We start from the raw sequence: 22,577 nt of genomic DNA, 5'->3' as shown, positions 1-22,577 counted from the left end.
CAGTGACGAGAGGTGAAGCGATGGCGACACGTGATCTGACGAGCGGCATCGCTTCCTCCGATCTGGCGGAAGGCCAGATCGTCGCGGGCGAGGTGGATGGCGCAGACGTGGTGCTGGTCCGGCACAAGGGTCGGGTGTGCGCCCTGTCGGGCAAATGCACGCATTTGCAGGCACCGCTCGGCGGCGGGATCGTCGTCGACGGCACGATCCGCTGCCCCTGGCACCACGCCCGCTTCGATGTCGAGACGGGCGAAGCGGTCGGCGCACCGGCCTTCGCGCCGCTCGATCGCTTCGCCGTCTCCGAAGAGGACGGGCAGGTGCGGATCTCGCCCGCTCCGCTGACCGCCGGGCGCGTGGCGGCCGCGCCGCCGTCCGCGACGGGGCGCATCGTGATCGTCGGGGCCGGCGGTGCGGGACATGCCTGCGCCGAAATGCTCGCGCGGCATGGGGCGGGCGACGGCGTCACCTTGATCGGCGACGAACCGGACGCACCCTACGACCGCACCTTCTGTTCGAAGCAATATCTCGCCGGAAACGCCGACCGCAACGATGCTGCGCTGCCATCGCTGGAGGGCGTGTCGTTGCGGCTCGGCCTGCGCGTCACCGGCATTGATCGCGATGCACGGACGGTGTCGCTGAACGACGGCGCCACGCTCCCGTACGACACATTGGTCCTCGCGACCGGGGCTGAGCCGTCTTCCCCCGATTTCTATGGCGCGCAACGCGACGATGTTCACCTGCTGCGTACGCTGGCGGACGCCGACCGGCTGATCGCCGGGACGGCGCAAGCGGCGCGCGCGATCGTGATCGGCAGCAGCTACATCGGGCTCGAGGTCGCCGCCTCGCTGATCGGGCGCGGGCTGGAAGTGGCGATCGTTTCCGATACCGACCTGCCGCTGGAAAAGACCGCCGGACCCGAGGTCGGGGCGATGATCCGCGACCTGCATGTGTCGAAGGGTGTCACTTTTCATGCCGGGCGTCGGGTGGTGCGCTGGGACGGCACAACGGCGCTGCTGGACGACGGCACGTCGATCGCGGGCGATCTGCTCGTCGCGGGCACGGGAGTCGAACCGCGCGTCGATTTGGCGCGCGCCGCCGGGCTGGCGCTCGTCGATACCGCGGAGGGCGGCGGGGTGTGCGTCGACGATCACCTGCGTACCGCCGATCCCGCCATTTATGCGATCGGCGACATCGCGAGCGCTCCCGATCGCCGGCTGGGCCATCCGATCCGTGTCGAACATTGGGTGGTGGCGCAGCGTATGGGACAATGGCTGGCGCGTCATCTGCTGGGGTACGGGCAGGACGGCTATGACGATGTCCCGTTCTTCTGGTCGGGGCATTACGATCTCAGCCTGCGCTATGTCGGCCATGTCGCCTCGCCGGCGGATCGTGCGATCGATGGCCACGTGCAGGCGCAGGATTTTGCTGTCCGGTTTCACGAGGACGGTCGGGAGCAGGCGGTCCTCACCGCCGGTCGCGATCGACTGTCGCTCCAAAAGGAACACGAATGGGAGCGTGGCTGAGCGATCGCCTGCCGCCCGCCGACGTTACCGCAGCCCCATCAACCGCAATGCGCGCAATACCGTGCCATGCGTGACGGGCCCGCCGCGCGGCGCGACCAGCCCCGACGCCTGGCAGGCCATTACCAGCGCGCGCGTGTCGGGAAAGCTGTCGAGCCGGCCCGTATCCGCGCGGTGCCGGCGGATCGTCGCCTCAAGACAGCGGATGATCGGCTCGGCGCGCGCATAGGCACTGGCCCGCCGCGCGCCATGCCGAAGCTCCAGATCACCAATACCGTCCATCATCGCGGCGGTTCTTAGCACCTTGATCGGCAAGCACCATCCGCCGCGCGCCGACCGGACCGGCCACCGCGATCAGGGTCGCAGCAGCGGCCGGGCGGTGAGAAGCGCAAGACTCCTTGCCAGTTCGTCATTGCGGAACGGCTTGCTGAGCCGTGCCGTCGCCGCGTCGATCCCCTCCGCCTCCGCATAACCCGACACGATCAGCGTGCGCAGGCGGGGCAGGCGCGCCGACAGTTCCTGCGCGAGTTGCGCGCCGCTCATGCCCGGCATCAGGTGATCGGTGACGAGCAGGTCGGGCGACAACCCCGCCGCGACCAGCTCCAGCGCTTCGGCGGCGGAACACGCCTCGACGATGCGATAGCCGAGGTCCGTCAGCATATCGGCCGTGCTGGCGCGGACGAGCGATTCGTCATCGACCAGCAGCACCGTTCCCGAACGCTCCACCGCCGCCTCGACCAGCGGCTCTTCGGCAATAATCGTCGCCGCCACCTTGCTCAGCGGCAACCACAGGATGATCTTGGTGCCTTCGCCCGGTGCGCTGTCGATCGTCAGCCCCCCGCCGAGCTGCGCGGCCAGGCCGTGCACCATTGAGAGGCCGAGCCCTGTGCCCTTGCCGACGCCCTTGGTCGAGAAGAACGGCTCGATCGCGCGCCGCCGGGTCGCGTCGTCCATCCCGGTTCCGGTGTCGGTGACGCTGAGGCAGACATATTGGTCAGCCGGTACGTCGCGCTTCTCGTGCGGCTCCACGACGCAGCGTTCTGCCTTCACCGTCAGCGTGCCGCCCGATGGCATGGCGTCGCGCGCGTTCACCGCCAGGTTCAACAGTGCCATTTCAAGCTGGTTGGTGTCCACGTGCGCCGACGGCAAATCGGCGGAGGCGTCCACCTGCAAGGCGATCATCGGCCCCAGCGTCGAGCCGATCAGATCGGCCATGCCATGGATCAGTTGCGCGATGTCGACCGCGACCGGCTGGAGCGGTTGACGGCGCGCGAAGGCGAGCAGCCGCTGCACCAGCATCCGGGCGCGCTCGGCCGATTGCAGCGCGCCGTCGATCAAGCGACGCTCGCGCGCGTTGCCCAGCTCCTTGCGGATCAGCATGTCGAGCGAACCGATGATCGGCGTCAGCAAATTGTTGAAATCGTGCGCCACGCCGCCGGTCAGACTGCCCATCGCCTCGACCTTCTGGCTCTGGCGCAGCGCCTCCTGCGCGATCGCCAGTTCGGCTTCCGCCGCGATCCGCTCGGAAATGTCGATCGCCTGATGAAAGGCGCCGATCACCGCACCCTCCCCGTCGTGCAGCGGGGTGAAGCTGATCTCCCAGGTCGACTCGCCGGTCTCCGGGCGCCCGAACCGTTCCGTGACGGTGAAGCTGTCACCGGTCAGCGCACGGCGCATCAGCGCGCGCAGCGTCTCGCCCTGTTCGGGAAGGAACTGATCGGGAAACACGTCACCGATTTGTGCCTCGAATCCGTTGAGCCGCCGGAATTCTTCGACATGCGCCTTGTTGCAGGCGACCAGACGGTAATCGGCGTCGAAGGCGCAGATCGGCGCGACGGTCGCTTCGACGATGTCGCGATAGCGCCGCAGCTCGACCGTCCGGTCGACGACCTGCTGTTCGAGCGTGTCCTTCATCCGGCGCAGCGCGACCTCGGCGCGGGCGCGCTCCACCGCGACCTTCACGCGTTCGCCGACGCCCTGGATCAGCCGCTCCTCGATCGCGGTCCAGACGCGCGGCGTCGCGCTCTGCACGGCGAGCAGCCCGACCCATTCCTCTTCCTGGAACAGCACGACATCGACAAACGCGCCGACCTGTCGCTCGGTCAGCCCGGCGCGCGCACCATCGCTCAGCCGCTCGTCGCCGCCCACGTCGCGCACGACGACCGGCGCGCCGGTGCGATAGGCGGCGAGCAGGTCGGGGCCGAAGCTCTCCAGCGAGTGCGTGCCGACGATCGTCGCCACCTCGCGCGTGTAATCATGCTCGACGGTCATCCAGCCGCGCGCGGTGATCTCGGCGTAAAAGACGCGGCTCGCCGCCAGTTCCTGCCCCAGCCGCTCGGCGGTGAGCGCCATGATCTCCTCGGGCGTGGCGCAGCCGCGAAGATCGTCGGCGAGCGTCAGCTTGAAGGTGGCGAGACGCTCCGTGACGACGCGCTGGGTGGTGTCCGCAACAACGCACAACGCGCCCGCCGGCGCGCCGTCCGTCCCGATGATCGGAGAGTAATCGAGATCGAACCAGCGGGTTTCCGACCGGCCGTCGTGGCGGACGCTCATCTCGCGGTCGCGAAGGCTCAGCGTGTCCCCGGCAAGGCAGACCTGCAGGGCATGATCGTCAAACGCCGAACCGGCCGGGTCTCCGTCCCGCGCCGACGTGCCGAGCAGGGCGGGGTGCCGGTCCCCGACCAGCGCGGCATAGGCATCGTTGTAGAGAATGATGCCGTGCTCTCCCCACGCCACGACGAGCGGTGCGGGCGAGCGGAGCACCATGGCAAGCGTGGTCGCGAGACATTCGGGCCAGCCGTCGGCTGCCCCCAGCGACGTGGACGCCCAATCCCGCGCCGCAATGAGCGCCGCGCATCCGGCCTTTTGACCCGGCGAAACGGGTCGAGGGGCCGGGCGTCCTGTCTGCTGATACTTGGGGGGGATAGTACCGACTCGCTTGCTGTGGCACCGGCGCCTGCACGTCTGCGGCGAGGTCCGCCGGTCGCCTAGCAGAGCGACGAGCAGAAATCTTGTCTCAACAGCGATCAAGATGTGCCATGCCGGAGAAGGATCGCGACCCGCGATACCGATCCCTTGCCGGCGACACGCGGCAGGATGCCGCGCGCGATCGGGTCCTTGAACCAGTACAGACCTTGGCGGTCGGCCTAGTCCGCTCGATGACGCAAGGTGTTCTGGAAGCCGTCATTCGCCTTCGTCATCTTGGCCAGCTTGCGCAGATAGGTGCGGACGTGCCGTTCGAAGCGGATGTCGTCGTTAAGCCCGGTCGCGGGATAGTCCTCCTGTGCGATCAATTCCTTGAGCCGGGCGGCGAACGCCGTCTGGTCGCTGGTGCAATCCGCGCCCTTCAGCGTGCGGCACACCCATTCCTCCGCAGCCGCCTTGTCGAAGTCGTCCCGCGCTTCGTAACCGCGCCGGTCCGCCGCCGCCTGATCGAGCCGCGCGGCCTCATATCGTCGCTCCAGCCATTTGCGCACCAGCGCCGCGTCCCAGGGTTTCGCCGCATCTGTCATCACTGAATTCCGATCCGCCCGTCATCATGCGACACCATGGCTGCGAGCCATATGACGCGGCGCATCGGTGCGCTACAGGCGAGGCCATCAAAGACAGTCAGATCGCATCATGGCCAGACGTTCCAAGCACGACCCCTACGATCATCTTCCGCAGGAAGAGGACACGCCCGCGCCGGTGCCCTGCTGGCTGTGCGGCCGGCCGACCGGCAAGACCATCGTCTGGCATCATCCCGTGCCGAAGAGCCGCGGTGGTCGCGACGTCGTGCCGATGCATCCGATCTGCCAGCAGACCCTGACCGCCAATTTCACCAATTCCGAATTGCAGCGGCATGGCATGGACGTGACGGGACTGCTCGACAATCCAAACGTCCGCAAGTTCGTCGACTGGGTGGCCAAGAAGGACCCTGACTTCACCGCGACGGTCACAAAGAAGCAGCGGTGATGCGGGCGGGGCCAGGTGCCTGGTCCCGACATCGATGGGGCGGGCGGATGCACCAATTGCCGACCGGTGAGCCAAAGGACAGGACACTTTCTCGGACCTGCCTCCGAAAGCGGGTCGCTCGCCGCAACGGCGTTGACGCCTTGATCATTAGCGACAACTGACTTCGCTCCCTGAGGTCGGCGCAGCGCTGGCACAGATCGAAAGAGCGACGCCTGTGCCAATTCTGTCAAAGTTCGGGTTTCGCTCGCACGATCTCGCCATCGATCTGGGCACCGTCAACACGCTGGTCTATGTCGCCGGACGCGGTATCGTCATCGACGAACCATCGGCGGTCGCGCTGGAGCTGCGTGACGGTATCCCGCGCGTGTTCGCGGTTGGCGCCGACGCGAAGCTGATGATGGGCAAGACGCCCGAGAACATCCGCACGATCCGTCCGTTGCGGGACGGGGTGATCGCGGACCTTGATGTCGCCGAGCAGATGATCAAACACTTCATCGACAAGGTTCACGGTGGGGCGAGCCGCCTGCAGCGCCGGCCGCGGATGGTTATTTCGGTGCCGACAGGCTCGACGCAGGTCGAACGTCGCGCGATCAGACAGGCGGCGCTCAGCGCGGGTGCCTCCGAGGTGCGGTTGATCGAGGAAGCGTTGGCCGCTGCACTCGGCGCCGGCCTCCCGATCACCGCTCCGACCGGGTCGATGGTCGTCGACATCGGCGGTGGCACGACCGAGGTCGCGGTCCTGTCGCTGAGCGGGCTGGCCTATAGCAGCTCGGCGAGGGTCGGGGGCGACAAGTTCGACGACGCGATCATCTCCCATATTCGACGTCGGCATAACCTCCTGGTGGGAGAGGCAACCGCCGAGCGCATCAAGATCGCGCTCGGCGCGGCTAGCCGGCCGCACGAGGCCGAACGGCGGTTGCGGGTGAAGGGGCGCGATCTCGTCGATGGAATTCCGAAGGAGATCAGCATCGGAGAAGCCGAAATCGCCGACGCGCTTTCGGACCTGGTCGGCCAGATCGTCGAAGCCGTTTTGCGGACGCTCAGCGAGGTGAAGCCGGAACTGGCGGCCGATGTCGTCGATCAGGGCATCGTCCTGACCGGTGGCGGTGCGATGCTCGCGCGCCTCGACGAGGTGCTCGGCATGGCGACCGGTCTCCCCGTCATGGTCGCCGACGCACCGCTGCTTTGTGTCGCGCTGGGGGCGGGCCTCGCACTGGAGAACGCCAGCCTGAGAGAAGCGCTGTCCGAGGGATGAGCGGAGGAGGCTTCACCAGATCGGGGACTGGTACGCTAAAGGGCTGCCTTTCGTAACGGCTCCGGCTTCTTCTCGTTGGGCAGGATGCGCGCGAGGTGCTCGAGAACCGTCCGCCGATTGAAGGGCTTCGACAGGAAGGTGGCCTTGTCCGGCATGTCCCCGGCGTTCGGGGAAACATGACCGGAGGCGATGACGATCTCTATTCGCGGCCAATGCTCGGCAACGTGGCGCGCAAGGGCGAAGCCGTTGGTTCGGCCGGGCATGTCAACATCCGAGAAGAGCAGCACCGTTCGCTCCCAATGGTCGCCCAAATGCGCCAGTGCTTCGTCACCGTCGAAGCACTCGTGAATGCGGAAGCCCGCCTCCTCGAGGATGTACGCCGTCTCCATGCTGATAATGGGGTCGTCTTCGACGACAACGGCATAGGGCGTGGTTGAAAGCGGCATGCCGCCCCCAACCTTCTGCAATCGCACAAGTTGCAGGATCAACCTGGATCAGCCGCTTCGTTGCTGGTGAGCGAATAGATCATCAGCGCGGCTTCGTACAAGCCGCATGGCTGCCGGCTCCCCAACCCGGCCGACCGCCCGAAGAAGCCGCTACCGGTGGTAAAACTCTGCCACCATCAGCAACTGGCGTATCGCACGCAGTTCCGCGTCCAGATTCAGCGAGAGCTTGTCCACGGTCGCGATCATGTCAGCCTTGTACCATCGCCACTCCGATCGCGGCACGCGCAACCACCGCGTCTGGTATGCAACGAACTCCTGCCCCAATTCCATGCAGTCGATCTTCATGCCTCTGGCGACGATCTTGCTCGACGTGGGGGCGTAGGCCACGATCGGATCGAAGATGCTGCCATGCTTCAGGCGCTGATAGCGCTGGAAATGCTGTCCGAGCGCGGTTCGCCGATCCGTGAGCAAGGCGCATGCGTCGACACGGTCGTTTGTCACCAACATTCGGGCGCGCCGCATCATCAGGCTCGCCCGCATCACGTAACGCTCGACCTCAATGCGCAGCGCTTTCCGCTGATCGCTGGACCCGAAGAGGATCGGTGCCTCGGAAAGTTCTCCGTCGGTCACGCGGTCACGCCTTGCTTGATCGAAGCCGCTTCCTTGGCGGCCATCATCATGACACCCGAGAGGATGGCGTAGGCGCTCGCCCATGCCGCTTCGGTCGCACTGTCGAAGCGCGCGCCGAGCGCCTCGCGCAGCGTCTCGATGAGCGCCGCGCCAACGATCGCGTAATGCCGCTCCTCGACACCATATCCGACATGCCTGATGGCCAGCGCCCGCGCCACCGGCACGACCCGGTCGAGTTGATCGAGGGCGTCGACGACGGCCGCGAGCGTGATAAACAGCTTGCGGCCTTGATCGTCGATATCGCCGCGGAACATTGCGCGCGTCTCCGGCGCGAGCGTGAACAGCCGTTCGTAGAAAGCGTGAGCAGCGCCAGCGGCTGAAGGCAGCACGTGAGCGAAGCTTTCCTGCACCAACTCGATCTGATCGCTGGTCATCATTATACGAAAGTACCGCTTAAAGGAGATTGTCGGGTTAACGCGGCGCGGTGCGTGCGCCGGTCGGATGGAGGCTGAAACAAGGAGGGTCGGGGTCATTCGGGCTTGGTCGTCCATCGTCGTGGCCCGGTCAGAACGATGACCAGTCTTCCTGTGCGGTCGGCCGCAGCGCGGCGACCCGCGGCGCCGAGCGCACCACCTCGAGTCTGGAACGCTGCGCGCCGGCACCATGATGCTGCGGAGCCGGCGGGCGGCCGCTCTTGCCGACAAGCGTGAAGCGCGCGACTTCGGCTGCCAGATCCTGCGCTTCCGAGGCGAGGGTGCGCGTTGCCGCAGTCGCCTCTTCCACCATCGCCGCATTCTGCTGCGTCACGCCGTCCATCTCGGCAATGGCGGAATTGACCTGCTGAAGACCGACCGCCTGCTGCTTGGCCGAGGCGGCAATCGTCGAGACGATCGTGTTGATCTCCTCCACCCGACCGATGATGCCGCGCAATGCCGACCCGGTGGCGCTCACCAGCTCCACTCCGGCCTCGACCTGCACCGTGGAGGCGGCAATCCGCGCCTTGACGTCCTTGGCCGCATCCGCCGAGCGCTGGGCGAGCGCGCGCACCTCGGAGGCAACCACCGCGAAGCCCTTGCCGGCGTCCCCGGCGCGCGCCGCCTCGACGCCGGCGTTGAGCGCGAGCAGATTGGTCTGGAAAGCGATCCCGTCGATGACGCTGATGATCTCGCCAATCTCGACCGACGTGCGCTCGATCCCGTCCATCGCGGTGACGGCGCGCGCGACGATCTCGCCCGACGAATGCGCCTCGCCACGCGCCTGCAGCACCAGCGCGCTGGCCTTGGTCGCCCCCTCGGCGGTCTGGCGGACGGTCGTCGTGATCTCGTCCATCGCCGCGGCGGTTTCCTCGAGTGCCGCCGCCTGTTGTTCGGTGCGCCGGGACAGATCGTCCGACGCTGCGCGGATGTCGGCGCTGCCGCTGTTGATCCCGTCCGCGACCACCGATACGCTGTTCAGCGTCGAGGCCATTGCCGTCATCGCGACGTTGAAGTCGTGCCGGACCGTTTCGAACTGCGCGGCGAGTGGCACCTTGATCTCAAGCGTCAGATCGCCCGACGCCATTCGTCCGAGCCCGGAGCCCAGCGCCTCGACCATCGCCTGCGAGTCCGCGGTGGCGCGACGGATCATCTCGGCATTGTCGCGGAAGACCCGCATCGCCCGGCTCATCCGTCCGACACAGTCGCGATGGTCGGAGAACAGGATGTCGGCATCGAGATCGCCCGCCGCGAGCGCTTCCATCCTGACCACGGTCGTCACGTAGGGATCGCTGATCAGCTTGCCGCTGTACCAGGTCAGCAGAACCGGCAGCGACGCCAGCCCCGAGCCGCCCAGCATGATGCTCCACACCTCGGTCGCCGGCGACATGGCCGCCATGTAGATCAGGCTGAGGCTCAGCGCCGCGACCAGGATCTGAAAGGCGACAACTACGCGGAATTTGACGCGGATCGGGGCGTTGTTTTGGAACCAGGCAATCATCTTCGTACTCCTACCGGCCGGCAGAACTAGCGAAGCTCAATAAATTTCCATTGGCGAAATAGTGATTTGCATCGATATTTGTGATCGAAAACAGATGGTTAAATATATCCACGATGCTTCCGTCAAACTTAACCATTAAAGGCGGCCGATCGGGCCCAGTATTACGGGTATTTCATGTCGTCAGGTGCCTAAAGGTTTACCATTGACATCTTCTTACCGCGGCAACGGCATCGGACGATGCCAGAACTGTTAAGGATCTGTTAAATTGCTTCAGGGCCAATGGAGCCTTTAGGCAAATGCACGGTTTCCGGTTTTGCCCGGATCATCGGAAGCGAGCCGGAGCAGCGAAGCCTTTGGCGGGCATCGTGCGGGAACTGGCGGCTCCCGGTCGTATGCATCCGCGGTCCGGGTGAGGATTGATCCCCCTTGCGGCGACGCTTCCGCGAGCCGCCAATCAAGCTTTCGGTGCTTCCGCCCCGGCAATCGGCCGCTTCATCAATCGTCGCATCGCATCCACGATTTGAAAGCGGTCGATCGGTTTGGGATAGAATTCCGCGCGCTCCGGCAGCGACACGCTTTCCCGCGTGAAGTAGGCGGCGGTCAGAATGATCTCGATCGGTGGCCAGCGCTTCCGGATCGCCGCCGCGATCTCGATTCCCTTGCGACTGCGCGGCATATCGAGGTCCATATAGACCAGACGAATATCCAGCCGCTCTTCAAGCAGCGTGATGGCATCGGCGCTGCTCATCGCTTCCACCGCTTCGAAGCCGGCGTCCTCGACCATGCTGATCGCATCGATCCGCAAAATCGGCTCGTCCTCGACGATCAGCACCGGCCATCGTGTCAGGGCTTGAGACTGTCCCATGTCGATCTACGCGTTATGCCTCTTGAACCTGATACAGCGGTGCGGTTGCCTCTACGGACAAGCCTTCCGGTCCATAGGAAAGCGTAACGCCGCCGGAGCCGGTTAGCCCCATGCGGATCAGGCGCGATCCAAAACCCTTGCGGGTCGGCTCGCTCGCCGGCGGTCCACCGCGCTCCGCCCAGCGCAGGCGCAGTATGTCCTTGTTCCCGTCGCTGGTGACGGCCCACGACACCGTTACCCTGCCGGCGGTCGCCGTCAGCGCCCCATATTTGGCGGCGTTGGTGGCCAGTTCATGCAGCATCAGCGACAAGGACAAGGTGGCCCGTGGCCCGATGATCACCTCGGGGCCGGACAGCAGGAAGCGATCTTCGCCGAACGTTGCCAACGCTCCCTTTGCGACATCGCCCAAACCTGCGGTCGACCATTGATCCCGCGTCAGCACGTCGTGCGCTGCGGCGAGAGCAGTCAATCGCTTTCCGAACGAGGCAACCGCCTCCTGATCCTCCACCTTGTTCAACGTCTGCTGCGCGAGCGCCTGCACGACGCTCAGCGTGTTCTTGATGCGATGGGCCAGTTCCTCGTTGAGGAGGAGCTGCTGCTCGGTCGCGGCGTCGCGATCCCGTTTGGCCACAACTTCGGACGTGGTTTCCGCGACGACCAGGAAAATACCTGCAACCCGCCCGTCGACATCCCAGAGTGGGCTGTGCGAGTGCGTGAAGAACGCTTCTTTCGGTACGCCGTCGCGATCCGGCGTGTAGCGTCCATTTTCGACAAACACCGTCTTGCCGGCGAGCACCTGATCAAAGACGGGTGTCAGCTGATCCCACATCTCCGACCACCACTCGCGTGCCGGCTGTCCCATATGTCCGGGATGTTTGCGGCCGAGGCTGGGCGCATACGCGTCATTGTAAAACGTGAAGAGCGCCGGCCCCCAATGCACCATCATCGGGAACCGGGAGGCGAGCACGATCTGGACGGCCGTCTTCAGCGGCGCCGGCCAGCCGACCGGATCGCCCAACGGATGATCGGTCCAGTCGATCGCCCGCAAGGTGTTGGCGCAATCGCCGCCGATGGCCGCAAACGGATGATGTGGGTCGCTGAGTACGGGATCAGTCACAACCCGGCCTTATTGCTCTCTCGGCAGCTATGCAGCTGTTTTTTTTACCCGTTTGCCTTGCCATCGCGCGATCTCGCGGGACTGGAGGTCCGGTCGGCCGCTGGCCATCGGACGATATGATGACGTTCCGCAGGCGGCGATGCGGCCGGTTCTCTCCAGAACGAACGGTTCGCTCACCACTCACTTGCAGGATCATCGCCGACACCCCAACTATGCTGCAACGCACAACGATCGCGTGCGCGGCAGTCGCATCGCGGGTCAGATGCTCCTCACTGCCAGCAAGGAGCACCGCCATGCGCTCGATTTCCAGCACGATCGCTCGCCTTCGGAATCTGACACCCGCCACATTTCCCGCCACCGGGCGGGACAGCAATCTCACGCCACTGGAAGGTAGCGGCAGAAATCCGGGCGCCTTGCGCGCGCTGCTGCACGTGCCATCGGGCCTCTCTCCGGAAGCCCCGCTGGTCGTAGTGCTGCACGGATGCACACAGACGGCGGCGGATTACGACCATGGATCGGGCTGGTCCGAGCTTGCCGATCGGTTCGGCTTCGCGGTGCTGTTCCCTGAACAGCAGCGGGCGAACAATCCCAATCTGTGCTTCAACTGGTTTTCGCCCGAGGACACGCGGCGCGGTAGCGGTGAGGTCGAGTCTATTCGCGAAATGATCGTTGCCACGGTCGAACGCCACGGGCTCAATCCGGCGCGAGTTTTCGTCACAGGCCTGTCGGCGGGCGGGGCGATGACCTCGGCGATGCTGGCCTGCCATCCCGAGCTCTTCGCGGGCGGCGCGATCGTCGCCGGCCTGCCGTTTGGCTCCGCACGCGGGGTGCCCGAGGCGCTGGAGCGGATGCGCGGGCGCGGCCACGATCGCGCCAGCCTCGGTGAGCGGGTGCGGGCGGCATCGCCGCACCGCGGCCCGTGGCCCGCCGTGTCGGTCTGGCACGGCAGCAGCGACGCCACGGTCGACGCGGTCAACGCCGCGATGATCGTGGACCAATGGCGCGGGCTTCACGGCGTCGGTGAGCCTGATACGACCGAGCGGGTTGCGGGGCACGTCCACCGGACCTGGCGCGATGCCGCGGGTCGTGCGGTGATCGAGGAATATGTGGTCGCTGGCATGGGGCACGGCACTCCGCTGGCGACCCACGGCGACGATGCCTGCGGATCGCCCGGGCCGCACATGCTCGACGCCGGGATCTCCTCCACCTACCGCATCGCGGCCGCATGGGGCATCGTTCCCGCGATTGCGCCGCCCCGGCCTGTGGCGACGCCCACCGCCGCGCCCGCGCCCGCGCCCGCGCCCGCGTCGCCCGCGCGTCTGGACCCGGCGGCAACGATCAGCGAAGCGCTGCGCGCCGCCGGGCTGATGAAGCCGTGAGGGTGCTCGTACGGCATTACTCCCCTGCCGCGCTGCCCGCTCCGTCCGCTCAAGCGTCGTCCGCACACCTGCACGCGCGCTGAAATGGCGGACAAGACGCCGAAAACCCATATCGTGGCCGCATGTACCTACCGCAAGCAGCATCGGCACAACGTCAGAGTGCCCTTTCGCCAAGCTGCTACTAAGGTGAAGTTCACGCCAAGCGCGCCGCTGGAAAGTGGAACGACTCGATCCTTTCTTCGGGAATCTCACCCGATGCCCGATCGCCTGTCAGATCAAGACGGCTGAACTCGTCATCGCTTCCAGTCCGCAGCATACAGAACAAATGTCCGCGGTTTGACCGCAGCCATTTGGCTGCACACGGCCGAAACCGGATTGCTCAGCAATGCTTCACCAGAACATACCCAAAACGGGCTAGCGCGAAATAGCGCGATGATGAGATTTAAACAGGTCATTGCCATATAAAGCGTCATGATGATTGGCGATTAGCAGATCTGTGCTTGCATCAGACTGCACCCTTGCGATGCTTAATCTACGCCTGAGCGGGATGGGAGAGGGAGAGGGATCCCGTCCCCGCTCGAGCGGGGTGTCCCAACCTGGATCAATTTGAGCCGTCGGTAACGCGCGCGGCTATGTAACTCATGTTTGACAGGTCGTTATCCTTGTTACAAACTAACACTAACAAAAGTGTAACGTAGCGGTCTTTGACGAACCGGGGGGACTATGATGAGCGGCGTGACAATCACCGATAACCTGACGACTTTCGGCACAGCCGGCACAACCGACCTCGTGGCAGGTTGCGCCTGCGCCTTCTGCGCGGCGATGTCGGGCAGCGGCAGCGCAACGCCGCACGTAACGAGCGACCCGACGATCGCTCGCAGCGGCGCAGAGATGCTCACCCAGCATTATTCGGATCAGGGCTTCTATTATTACTCGGGCGACCGGAATATCGACGCGGTTCTGATCGGATCGCGCTGGACCGCGACCACGCTCACCTTCTCATTCCCCGATAATGGTGATGTCTACGGCAGCAGCTATGATTCAGGGCAGAATACCCAGCATCTGCCGTTCAACGCCCTGCAGCAGGCGGCGGCGCGCCAGGCGTTCAATCTCGTATCGAGCTATACCGGGCTGAAGTTCGTCGAGGTCGCAGCCAACGGTCCCGAGCGTCCGGACTTCCGGTTGTCATCGACGGCGTCGGGCAACGTCGGTTCGGCGATGGGCTATTTCCCGCACACGGTCGACAATCTGGGCGGCGACATCTGGTTCGGGCGAACGGCACAGCCCTATTATGAAGCGCCGCAGCGCGGCAACTGGGGCTTCGTCACGATCATGCACGAGATCGGGCACACGCTCGGCCTTAAACACGGTCATTCGGACTACACCGACGAGGATCTCGGCTCCTTCTTCGGGCTGGACGAGCCATTCCACGGTTCGCGTGCGCTCGAATATGACCGGGATGGACAGCCGTGGTCGATCATGTCGTACACGACGTCGCCCAATACCACCTCGACCTTCAACGGCGATCAGCAGAACCAGGCGCAGACGTACATGATGTACGACATCGCCGCACTCCAGTATCTCTATGGTGCCAATTACGCGACCAATGCCGGCGACACCGTCTACCGCTGGGATCCGACCACCGGCGCCTTGTCGGTCAACGGCGTGTGGCGCGACGCGCCGGCGGGCAACAAGGTGCTGGAAACCGTCTGGGATGGTGGCGGCAACGACACCTATGATTTCAGCAATTACACCGGCAACCTGTCGATAGACCTGCGTCCGGGCGAGTTCTCGACACTCTCCAGCGCGCAGGTCGCCAACGCACTGGCCTATGTCGACGGCGACGCGCCGATGATCGGCAATGTCGCCAACGCCTTGCTCTACCAAGGCAATACCGCGTCGCTGATCGAGAACGCGATCGGCGGCAGCGGCAATGACCGGATTGTCGGCAATCAGGCGAACAATCGCCTCGAAGGCGGCGCCGGAGACGATCTGCTGGTCGGCGGTGCGGGCAGCGACATGCTGATCGGCGGCGCGGGCAACGATGTCGCTGATTTTTCCGACGCAAAGACCGGAATCAGCATCACCTTCAACAACAATACGGCCGATATCATCGTCGCCAACGGCAATGATCGCGACGTGCTGCGCCAGGTCGAAGGGGCGATCGGCACGGCGTTCAACGATACGCTGATCGGCGATCGTTCGGACAATTTCCTGTCCGGCGGCAGCGGCGGGCGTGACTATCTGAATGGCGGCGCCGGCAACGACACGCTGGTCGGCGGGGGTGATACGATCGTCTATGCCGATCGTCCGGATCTGGTCGAGACGACCCCGTGGAACAATCAGTCGGCGGCAGGGGCGGTGAAGCTCGACGGCTCGTTCGATCTGGTTCACGCGAACTTGGTCACGCAATCGACCGTGCTGCCGCACGCGACCGTGCGCGCGACCGGGCCGGGGGGCGGCGCAGACTATTACAGCTTCACCGGCGCCGCCGGGTCGAAGCTGATCCTCGATCTGGACAATGTGCCGCCGTCGATGACCGCAATCGAGCTGCTCGACGCGCGCGGCAATGTGCTCGCGAGCAACTATGGCATCGACCGTACCGATGCCGGCAGCCGTTCGGGCGGCGCGCCGTGGCTCGAGGCGATGATCCCGGCCGATGGCGTCTATTATGTGCGCGTCGGCGGCATCTTCAGCAGCTATGACGACGAGGGCGTCGCGACCGAAAACCTCGGCGGCTTCGCCTATGACATGCCCTATATCCTGAACGTCTCGCTGGAGAATGCCGCGGTAGAGAGCAACGTCACCGCGGTCGGATCGGCACGGATGTATGGCGGCGACGGCGACGACCTGATGGTCGCGGCGAGCGGCGACGATCTGATCTCGGGCGGCGCGGGCAACGACACGCTCTCCTACGCCAGGGCGCGCGGCGGTGTGACGGTCGACCTGAACGTCACCAAGGCGCAGAACACGGGCGGGTCGGGTACCGACACGATCAACGGCGTCGAAAATCTGATCGGCTCGCATTTCAACGATGTCCTGACCGGCACGGGAGGCGACAACGTCATCGCGGGCGGCGGCGGGCACGATATCCTGAACGGCGGGGCGGGGCGCGATACGATCTCCTTCGCGGGACTGGATCGTGGCGTGACCTTCAGCCTCGCCGCGCAGGGGAGCGACCAGTTCGTCCAGCTCGGCTCGTCGGTGCTCGCAACCGGGTTCGAGGACATCCTCGGCAGCGCAGGCAACGACACGCTGATGGGCGATGCGAGCGCGAACACGATCAAGGGCGGCGCCGGCGACGACGTGCTGGTGGACAGCGCGACCGGCCTGTCGACCGGTGCAGACACGATCGACGGCGGCGCAGGCTTCGATACGGTCAGCTTCTTCGGCCATAACGACGGCGTCTTCGCGCGTCTGACCGGGCAGGGCACCGGCGTGGTTACCGCACGGGCGAACGGGGCGACGCTGGCGACCTTCGCCAATGTCGAGGCGGTCGAAGGCGGATACGGCGACGACATGCTGATGGGCGATGCCGGGAACAACACGCTCAGCGGTCGGGAAGGCTCGGACCTGCTCGTCGGCGGAGCGGGTAACGACGCACTCGACGGCGGCTTCGGCGACGACGTTATCGACGGTGGCGAGGGCAATGACACCGCGGTGTTCAGCGCGAACGTCAGCCACTTCGTCGACCTGACGCGCACCGACCCTTACGACACCGGCGAAGGGACCGACCTGCTGATCGGCATCGAGAACCTGCGTGGCGGGGCAAGCGACGACAGCTTCTTCGGCGACGCCAACGACAACATCTTCTACGATGCCGGCGGCGACGATCTGTACGTGGGGCGTGGCGGCACCGACACCATCGACTATTCAAAGACCGGCGGGCTCCTGAAGGTCGACCTGACCGTCACGTCGCAGCAGAATACCGCGAGCGGCGGCTATGATCTGCTCGATGGGATCGAGAATGTCGTTGGCGGCGATCACGGCAACATCCTGTTCGGCACCGGCGGCGCGAACCGGCTGATCGGCGGCAGCGATGTCGACGTGCTGATTGGCGGGCAGGGAGACGACTGGCTGGAAGGCGGCGATGGCGACGACCTGCTCGTCGGCGACGAGCAACTGCGTATCGCCAATGCGGTCGCGGCCTCGAACAACGACACGTTGATCGGCGGCCGCGGCGCGGACCGGCTGATCGGCGGCGAAGGCGACGATCTGTTGATGGGCGGATCGGGCAACGACGTCCTGATCGGCGGTTCGGCGATCGTCTCGCAATACGGCAATCATTTCGTCATCGACGGCCTGGTGTTGATGGACGGCGGGTTCGACACGCTGGACGGCGGCGAGGGCAATGATCTCGGCGTGCTCTACTATGCAGGTCGCAGCGAGGCGATCCATCTCAACATGCAGGACACGCAGGCGACCAACGTCGTCTATGCCGATGGCGTGGCGCATGGATCGGTGACCAGCATCGAAGCGCTGCGGTTCTACGGCGGCAACGGCGACGATTGGGTCGAGACCGCCGACGGCTATGACGTGCTGCAGGGCGGCGCGGGCAACGATCACCTTTCGGCGGGGTCTGGTGATGACATCGTCAGCGGCGGCGCGGGTGACGACTGGCTCGACGGCGGCGTCGGCAACGACACGGTCAGCTATGCCGGCGCCACGGCAGGCGTGACGGTCGACCTGCGTCGCACCGACGCGCAGGACACCGGCGGCGCCGGCGTCGACACGATCCTCAACTTCGAAAACGTCACCACCAGCGCGTTCAGTGACACGATCTACGGCAACGATCAGTCCAACCTGATCCGCGACGGGCTGGGCGGTGACGACCGGATCTACGGCTTCGGTGGCGACGATATCCTGGGGGTCGCGCGCACCTACGGCCAGCCGGCACAAACCGTCTACGTCGATGGCGGCGACGGCAACGATCTGGTCGAATATTTCTCGATCCCGACCTACAACCGCTTCGTCCAGCCGCGCTTCTATCGCCAAACCGATACGGTGACACTGATCGGCGGCAACGGCGACGACCGGATCAACATTTCCGGGCAGAAGACCGGCTATGTCGATGCCGGCGCGGGCGACGATGTCGTGGGGATCGGGATCGGCGGGCTCAACCCGTCGACGCTGGAGGTCACGCTCGGGACGGGGCAGGACACGCTGGCGATCCTCTATGCCGACAATTTCACGGGTGAGCTCGACCGGACGAACATCATCCACGACTTCCAAGCAGGCGCGGACGGCGACAAGGTCGATCTGTCGCAGATCCTCGGAGGCTGGTTCACCGGGGTCAATCCGTTCTCGATCGGGCAGATGAAGCTCGTTCAGGACGGGACCAGCGTACAGTTGCAGGTCGATATGGATCGCGCCGGAACCTATTTCCAATGGCGCACGATGCTGACGTTCGAGAACACGAAGGTCGAGGATTTCACCGCCGACAACTTCTACCGCGTCGATGGTGACGGTGTGTTCACGCCGATCGTCGTCACGCCGTTCGATCCAAAGGGCGGGGCGGCGACTCCGGTCACCGACACGACCGGCATCGTGCCATTGTCCGACGCGACCCCCGCGCTGTGGGCCTCGGCCGACACGCTGGACGGGCAGGTGGCGGCGGTCGGGCAGACCAACGCGGCACCGGTCACCGGCACGCCGCTGTCCGATCCGTGGGTAGATACCTCGTCCGCACCGACTGGCTCGGTCGCGTCCGCGCACGACAGCGGCCTTGCGGCGGAGATGTTCGATCCCGCGCAACACTGGGCGCGCTTCGCGATGGACGCGCACCTTCATCTGGCATGAGGGCGGGCGGCCCCGGCACCGCGCCGGGGCCGCCATCGTCGGCGTCAGCGGGCGAGCAGCGCCGCAAGGCCGGGCGGTTGCGCACGCCGCAGCTCGAGCGCATCGAGCGGGGAGGGCGGAACCGCCTCCGGACCTTCGGCACGAAGCGCGACGAGCCGGATATCGGTCTGGAGCAGGCCATGGATGACGCAGCTGAGAAAGCGGCTGTCGGTGTAGACGGCATTTAGGACGTGCGCGGGCTCCAGCCGCACCTGTGCCAGCAGCATTTCAGACGCGTCGGTGACGAGGATCATGCCGAGCCCCGGCCAGCGCGCCACCACCTCCGCCGGCGGCTGCCCCTTGTATGGCATCGTCGCAGAGACATCCTCGCGCCGGTAGGCGATGCCGGCGATCTGTACGCCACGCTTCTGTGCCGCCACCAGATCGGCTTTGAAGAGATCGTAGAGCGGCGGCATCATGTCGAGCATCACGGTTTGTTGCACGCTCGCCAGCATCGCGCGCGCGCGCTCGATCGTCTGCGGGACCGTTCGGAGCCGCGACAGCGTCTCCTCAGGGGGCGGGGCATGAACCGATTGCAGAGTCGTGAGCGCCGTCTGGATCCGCTCGTCGAAACCATGGCGGAGGCTGGCGAGCAGCTGCGCGGGCGGCACGGGAACATAGGTGGCCGCCTCACCGCTATCGCTTTCGTCGAGGATCGCGCCTTTCTGTGTCAGCGCGTTGAGCGCCTGATAGACGTTCGCCGGCGCACGGCCGAGGCGCTGCGCCAACCGGTAACCGGTCGCGGGCGATTGCCGGAGCAGTTCGCAATAGACGTTTGATTCAAGCTGGTTGAAGCCGAGCGCCGTCAACGCCGATTCAGGCTCGTTCATCGTCGGCTACGGTCAGATATGATCATCGCCACGTGTTTACGGCAAAGTGGATCGCGCGCAAACCACTGCGCGCGATCCGTCATTCCCCGCGTGGTCGATCAGGCTTGCTGCGCCTGCAATCCTGTCCGGCGACGGCTGCGAAGTGCAGCGCCCGCCACGCCGAAGCCGAGGATCATCATCGCCCAGGTTGCCGGCTCAGGCACGGCAGCAGCCGTTGTGATCGTCAGGCGTGACGACGAACCGCCCGCTGTGGGTGTGAGATCGAAGTCGCCGGTGTTGAAGCGGATATTGTTGCCTGCGCTGCTGTACAGCACTGGTCCAGAGAATGCGGCGAGGTCTCCGGAGTCGGCATCGGTCAGACGCAGGCCGCCATCTTTGGCACCGGAGAAGAAGTCGATGTCGAACGTGGGACCGGCCGAGCCGGCCTGAAGCGAGGCAACGCCAGCGTAAACCAGACCATCGTCGTCATTCGCGTACGGTTTGTCATCGGTGTCGATCGACCAGGAATAGTCGCCGAACCTGAAATCGAATTGCGCTGCCTGCGCCGGGATAGCCGCAAGGATGGCCAGCGAAGCGACGCTGATCTTCTGCCACTTTTTCATCATGTCCCCCTGTTTCTGAGCCGCCACTTCAAGGTGCCCAAGGTATTATCTAAATATAATACCCGTACGAGGGTCAAGCTTTATGCTCGCGTCGAAAGGCCGCACGATCGCTCGCCGAGGCAAAGAAATGTCCGATTTTGAGACCCTGTGTCATCCGTCGCAAAGACGATTGAGCCGCAGGAGGGATGTCCGCGGCGACACAGCATCACTGCCCGGACGCCGGCGGGTGCCGCCAAATTCGGAACGACACAGATGACCTCTGCGATGATGCCGGAGAGACAATCGGCCCGCGCCATGGCCGCGTAGCGGTTCGATGAACGGGACGCCGACCACGCCACGGCGGCCGGTCGCGATCGCGAGGCCGATAACGTGTCGGGCTAATTCGCCGGCCCCGGTCGTGCATGAGCCGTAGCTGACCGCGGAATACAGCGCGCGTTCACGGCGTCGTCGCTAGCCAGACGCCGAAAGGCGACGATAATGCCCAGCGTGAACCCACCAGCCTCAATACACTCGGCCGCCCGTTTGTCCGATATGGCACACGAGGTGGCAGACGACATGGTCGCCATCTTTGGTGAGGGACAGCGTGGGGTCGACGAAGAGTTGCTCCGTGCGGACCGTCACATCGGGGCACCGCAGGGCAAGCGACCACCTTCGCGCCTGTTGACCATCACGCTACTCAGTGTCGCCGGATTTGCGGCGGCGATCGGGAGCGGTGTGGTCATCGGAAAGAACACGGTAGGCGCCGCCATCGTTGGCCCTTCAGCACTTCCGAAGACGGCCGCCGCGCGGCCTGCGCCCATGCCCGCGTCGCGTTTCGAGGGCAGGACGCTGAAATCGACGGCGTTGCCGCCCGAGGCGATATCAAACGCCATGGTGGCGTCGGCTGGGCCCTCAGACGTGCCCGCGAGTGCGATAGCGGTCACCAAGCGCCTGAAACAGGCCAAGAGCACGTCCGCCCCGCAGCGCCTTGAGTCTCTGGATTCGCGTGGCAATGGTGAGCGGGCCGACGTGTTGTTCCGTCGCACACCGCACGTGATCCAGGACCAACCGGCAAGCCCGCCGGCTGCCATCGCCGCTCGGTCGCGAGCGGATTGCTATGACGACACCGACTGCACGAACGTCCGGCTATCTGCCGCCGACGGCGACGTGGCGCGCGCCTATGCAGAAGCGACCCGGTCGGGGGTGCGGGTGCGTGATCTACGCGACTATCGCGGCGAGTGGATCCGCGCGCGAAATGTCGCGGCGTATCGTCCGCGCGAAGCACTGCGGATCTACGACATGGTCGCGGCGGACCTGCGCACGCTGGCCGATGCTGCGGTCGCCGATGATCGGACGCCGTGGCAATGATCGCGTTCCGGCGCGAGACCCATCGTCCACGGCGCGGCGCGCGCAGCGGAGGCCGCCCCCTCTACGCGGTGGGTGACGTCCATGGTCGCTACGACCTGCTGCGCGCGCTGCTGGCCGAGATCAGCCGTGACGCCGCAGAGCGCTATTCCGGTGTAACGCCGATGCTGGTGATGTGCGGCGACTATGTCGATCGTGGCCCGGACTCAGCCAAGGTGCTGACGGCACTGACGTGGCTGTCGCGATCCCGCGCGGTGGACGTGACACTGCTGGAGGGCAATCACGAAGCGATGCTGCGCATGTTCATCGATCAACCGGCCGCACATTCACGCTGGCTGTCGTTCGGCGGTGCGGAGACGCTGGTATCCTACGGTCTGAACGTGCCCGAGGGGGAGCTGGATAAGGCAACCTTAACGATGCTGCGCGATCGGCTGCTGGATGCGATGCCATCCTCGCATTATCGTTTGCTCGACTGCTTAGAGCCGATGGTGACCACAGGTGACTATGCCTTCGTCCATGCCGGCGTGAGGCCGGGGGTGGGATTGGCGGCGCAGCACCGCGAAGACTTGCTTTGGATACGCGCCGAATTCCTCGACCATCCCAATCCGTCGACCGCGGTGATCGTGCACGGTCATACCTGGGAAAATGATCGCGCGACGGTGCTGCCTCACCGGATCGGCATCGACACTGGAGCATACAAAACTGGCGTGCTTACCGCCTTACGGATCGAAGACGAGGCGATCGACGTGATCCAGGCGGTCGACGACAGCATGGCGTCGTAGCATCCGCACCTTGACCGACGGTGGAGCAGTTCGCTTTGGAA

The 22,577-nt window shown here is 65.2% G+C and carries 18 protein-coding genes; 7 read left to right on the top strand and 11 right to left on the bottom strand.

Translation table 11 applies throughout. The annotated features are described in order from the left end of the window. The first annotated feature begins 20 nt into the window (after positions 1 to 20). Complete coding sequence (locus ACI2JO_RS16820) at positions 21 to 1,523, top strand: FAD-dependent oxidoreductase (protein WP_404721762.1); 1,503 nt, start codon at positions 21 to 23, stop codon at positions 1,521 to 1,523. Positions 1,524 to 1,547: 24 nt separating this feature from the next. Here the strand turns inward: ACI2JO_RS16820 and ACI2JO_RS16815 are convergent, their stop codons facing one another. The 3 genes from ACI2JO_RS16815 to ACI2JO_RS16805 all read right to left on the bottom strand — a co-directional run bounded on the left by ACI2JO_RS16815 (position 1,548) and on the right by ACI2JO_RS16805 (position 5,032). After that, positions 1,548 to 1,805: a hypothetical protein gene (locus ACI2JO_RS16815; protein WP_404721761.1), complete on the bottom strand. Its 258-nt coding sequence runs from the start codon at positions 1,803 to 1,805 to the stop codon at positions 1,548 to 1,550. Positions 1,806 to 1,874: 69 nt separating this feature from the next. Next, entirely contained in the window at positions 1,875 to 4,286 is a 2,412-nt protein-coding gene (locus tag ACI2JO_RS16810) for a PAS domain-containing protein (RefSeq protein WP_404721760.1), read from the bottom strand. A 380-nt stretch (positions 4,287 to 4,666) separates the two neighbouring features. Further along, on the bottom strand, positions 4,667 to 5,032 hold the full coding sequence (locus tag ACI2JO_RS16805; RefSeq protein ID WP_404721759.1) for a hypothetical protein: 366 nt from the start codon (positions 5,030 to 5,032) through the stop codon (positions 4,667 to 4,669). Positions 5,033 to 5,141: 109 nt separating this feature from the next. Between ACI2JO_RS16805 and ACI2JO_RS16800 the strand changes: the two genes are divergently transcribed. Beyond that, positions 5,142 to 5,474 (top strand): hypothetical protein, encoded by a 333-nt coding sequence (locus ACI2JO_RS16800; RefSeq protein WP_404721758.1) that lies wholly within the window; start codon positions 5,142 to 5,144, stop codon positions 5,472 to 5,474. A gap of 214 nt (positions 5,475 to 5,688) precedes the next feature. After that, on the top strand, positions 5,689 to 6,729 hold the full coding sequence (locus ACI2JO_RS16795; protein WP_404721757.1) for a rod shape-determining protein: 1,041 nt from the start codon (positions 5,689 to 5,691) through the stop codon (positions 6,727 to 6,729). 35 nt (positions 6,730 to 6,764) lie between these two features. Here ACI2JO_RS16795 and ACI2JO_RS16790 read toward each other — a convergent pair whose 3' ends face one another. The 6 genes from ACI2JO_RS16790 to ACI2JO_RS16765 all read right to left on the bottom strand — a co-directional run bounded on the left by ACI2JO_RS16790 (position 6,765) and on the right by ACI2JO_RS16765 (position 11,761). Further along, a complete protein-coding gene (locus ACI2JO_RS16790; RefSeq protein WP_404721756.1) occupies positions 6,765 to 7,217 on the bottom strand; it encodes a response regulator in 453 nt (150 codons plus the stop codon). A gap of 108 nt (positions 7,218 to 7,325) precedes the next feature. Next, positions 7,326 to 7,805: a hypothetical protein gene (locus tag ACI2JO_RS16785; RefSeq protein ID WP_404721755.1), complete on the bottom strand. Its 480-nt coding sequence runs from the start codon at positions 7,803 to 7,805 to the stop codon at positions 7,326 to 7,328. Next, a complete protein-coding gene (locus ACI2JO_RS16780) occupies positions 7,802 to 8,338 on the bottom strand; it encodes a globin family protein (protein ID WP_404721754.1) in 537 nt (178 codons plus the stop codon). The genes ACI2JO_RS16785 and ACI2JO_RS16780 overlap by 4 nt, the downstream gene beginning before the upstream one ends. Before the next feature lie 31 nt (positions 8,339 to 8,369). Beyond that, a complete protein-coding gene (locus tag ACI2JO_RS16775) occupies positions 8,370 to 9,779 on the bottom strand; it encodes a methyl-accepting chemotaxis protein (RefSeq protein ID WP_404721753.1) in 1,410 nt (469 codons plus the stop codon). Positions 9,780 to 10,233: 454 nt separating this feature from the next. Beyond that, positions 10,234 to 10,611: a response regulator gene (locus ACI2JO_RS16770; RefSeq protein WP_404721752.1), complete on the bottom strand. Its 378-nt coding sequence runs from the start codon at positions 10,609 to 10,611 to the stop codon at positions 10,234 to 10,236. 46 nt (positions 10,612 to 10,657) lie between these two features. Next, positions 10,658 to 11,761 (bottom strand): sensor histidine kinase, encoded by a 1,104-nt coding sequence (locus tag ACI2JO_RS16765; RefSeq protein ID WP_404721751.1) that lies wholly within the window; start codon positions 11,759 to 11,761, stop codon positions 10,658 to 10,660. A gap of 293 nt (positions 11,762 to 12,054) precedes the next feature. On the opposite strand from ACI2JO_RS16765, the gene ACI2JO_RS16760 reads away from it, so the two are divergent. Both ACI2JO_RS16760 and ACI2JO_RS16755 read left to right on the top strand, forming a co-directional pair. Further along, positions 12,055 to 13,140 carry an alpha/beta hydrolase family esterase gene (locus ACI2JO_RS16760; RefSeq protein WP_404721750.1) on the top strand — a complete coding sequence of 362 codons (1,086 nt, stop codon included), beginning with the start codon at positions 12,055 to 12,057 and terminating at the stop codon, positions 13,138 to 13,140. A 735-nt stretch (positions 13,141 to 13,875) separates the two neighbouring features. Then, on the top strand, positions 13,876 to 18,939 hold the full coding sequence (locus ACI2JO_RS16755) for a M10 family metallopeptidase C-terminal domain-containing protein (protein ID WP_404721749.1): 5,064 nt from the start codon (positions 13,876 to 13,878) through the stop codon (positions 18,937 to 18,939). 44 nt (positions 18,940 to 18,983) lie between these two features. On the opposite strand, the gene ACI2JO_RS16750 is transcribed toward ACI2JO_RS16755, so the two are convergent. Next, positions 18,984 to 19,808, bottom strand: coding sequence for a TrmB family transcriptional regulator (locus tag ACI2JO_RS16750; RefSeq protein ID WP_404721748.1), 825 nt, complete (start codon positions 19,806 to 19,808; stop codon positions 18,984 to 18,986). A gap of 98 nt (positions 19,809 to 19,906) precedes the next feature. Continuing rightward, the gene (locus ACI2JO_RS16745; RefSeq protein WP_404721747.1) at positions 19,907 to 20,413 is read right to left on the bottom strand and encodes a PEPxxWA-CTERM sorting domain-containing protein; all 507 of its coding nucleotides are present in this window, start codon (positions 20,411 to 20,413) and stop codon (positions 19,907 to 19,909) included. A gap of 540 nt (positions 20,414 to 20,953) precedes the next feature. Between ACI2JO_RS16745 and ACI2JO_RS16740 the strand changes: the two genes are divergently transcribed. After that, positions 20,954 to 21,757 (top strand): hypothetical protein, encoded by an 804-nt coding sequence (locus ACI2JO_RS16740; RefSeq protein ID WP_404721746.1) that lies wholly within the window; start codon positions 20,954 to 20,956, stop codon positions 21,755 to 21,757. Beyond that, positions 21,754 to 22,536, top strand: a complete 783-nt coding sequence (locus ACI2JO_RS16735) for a metallophosphoesterase family protein (protein ID WP_404721849.1) — start codon at positions 21,754 to 21,756, stop codon at positions 22,534 to 22,536. The genes ACI2JO_RS16740 and ACI2JO_RS16735 overlap by 4 nt, the downstream gene beginning before the upstream one ends. The last annotated feature ends 41 nt before the right edge of the window (positions 22,537 to 22,577 follow it).

The organism is Sphingomonas sp. NPDC079357, assembly GCF_044901155.1.
In the GTDB taxonomy this organism is placed as follows: Bacteria; Pseudomonadota; Alphaproteobacteria; order Sphingomonadales; family Sphingomonadaceae; genus Sphingomonas.
This window is presented reverse-complemented; position numbering and strand designations above follow the sequence as displayed.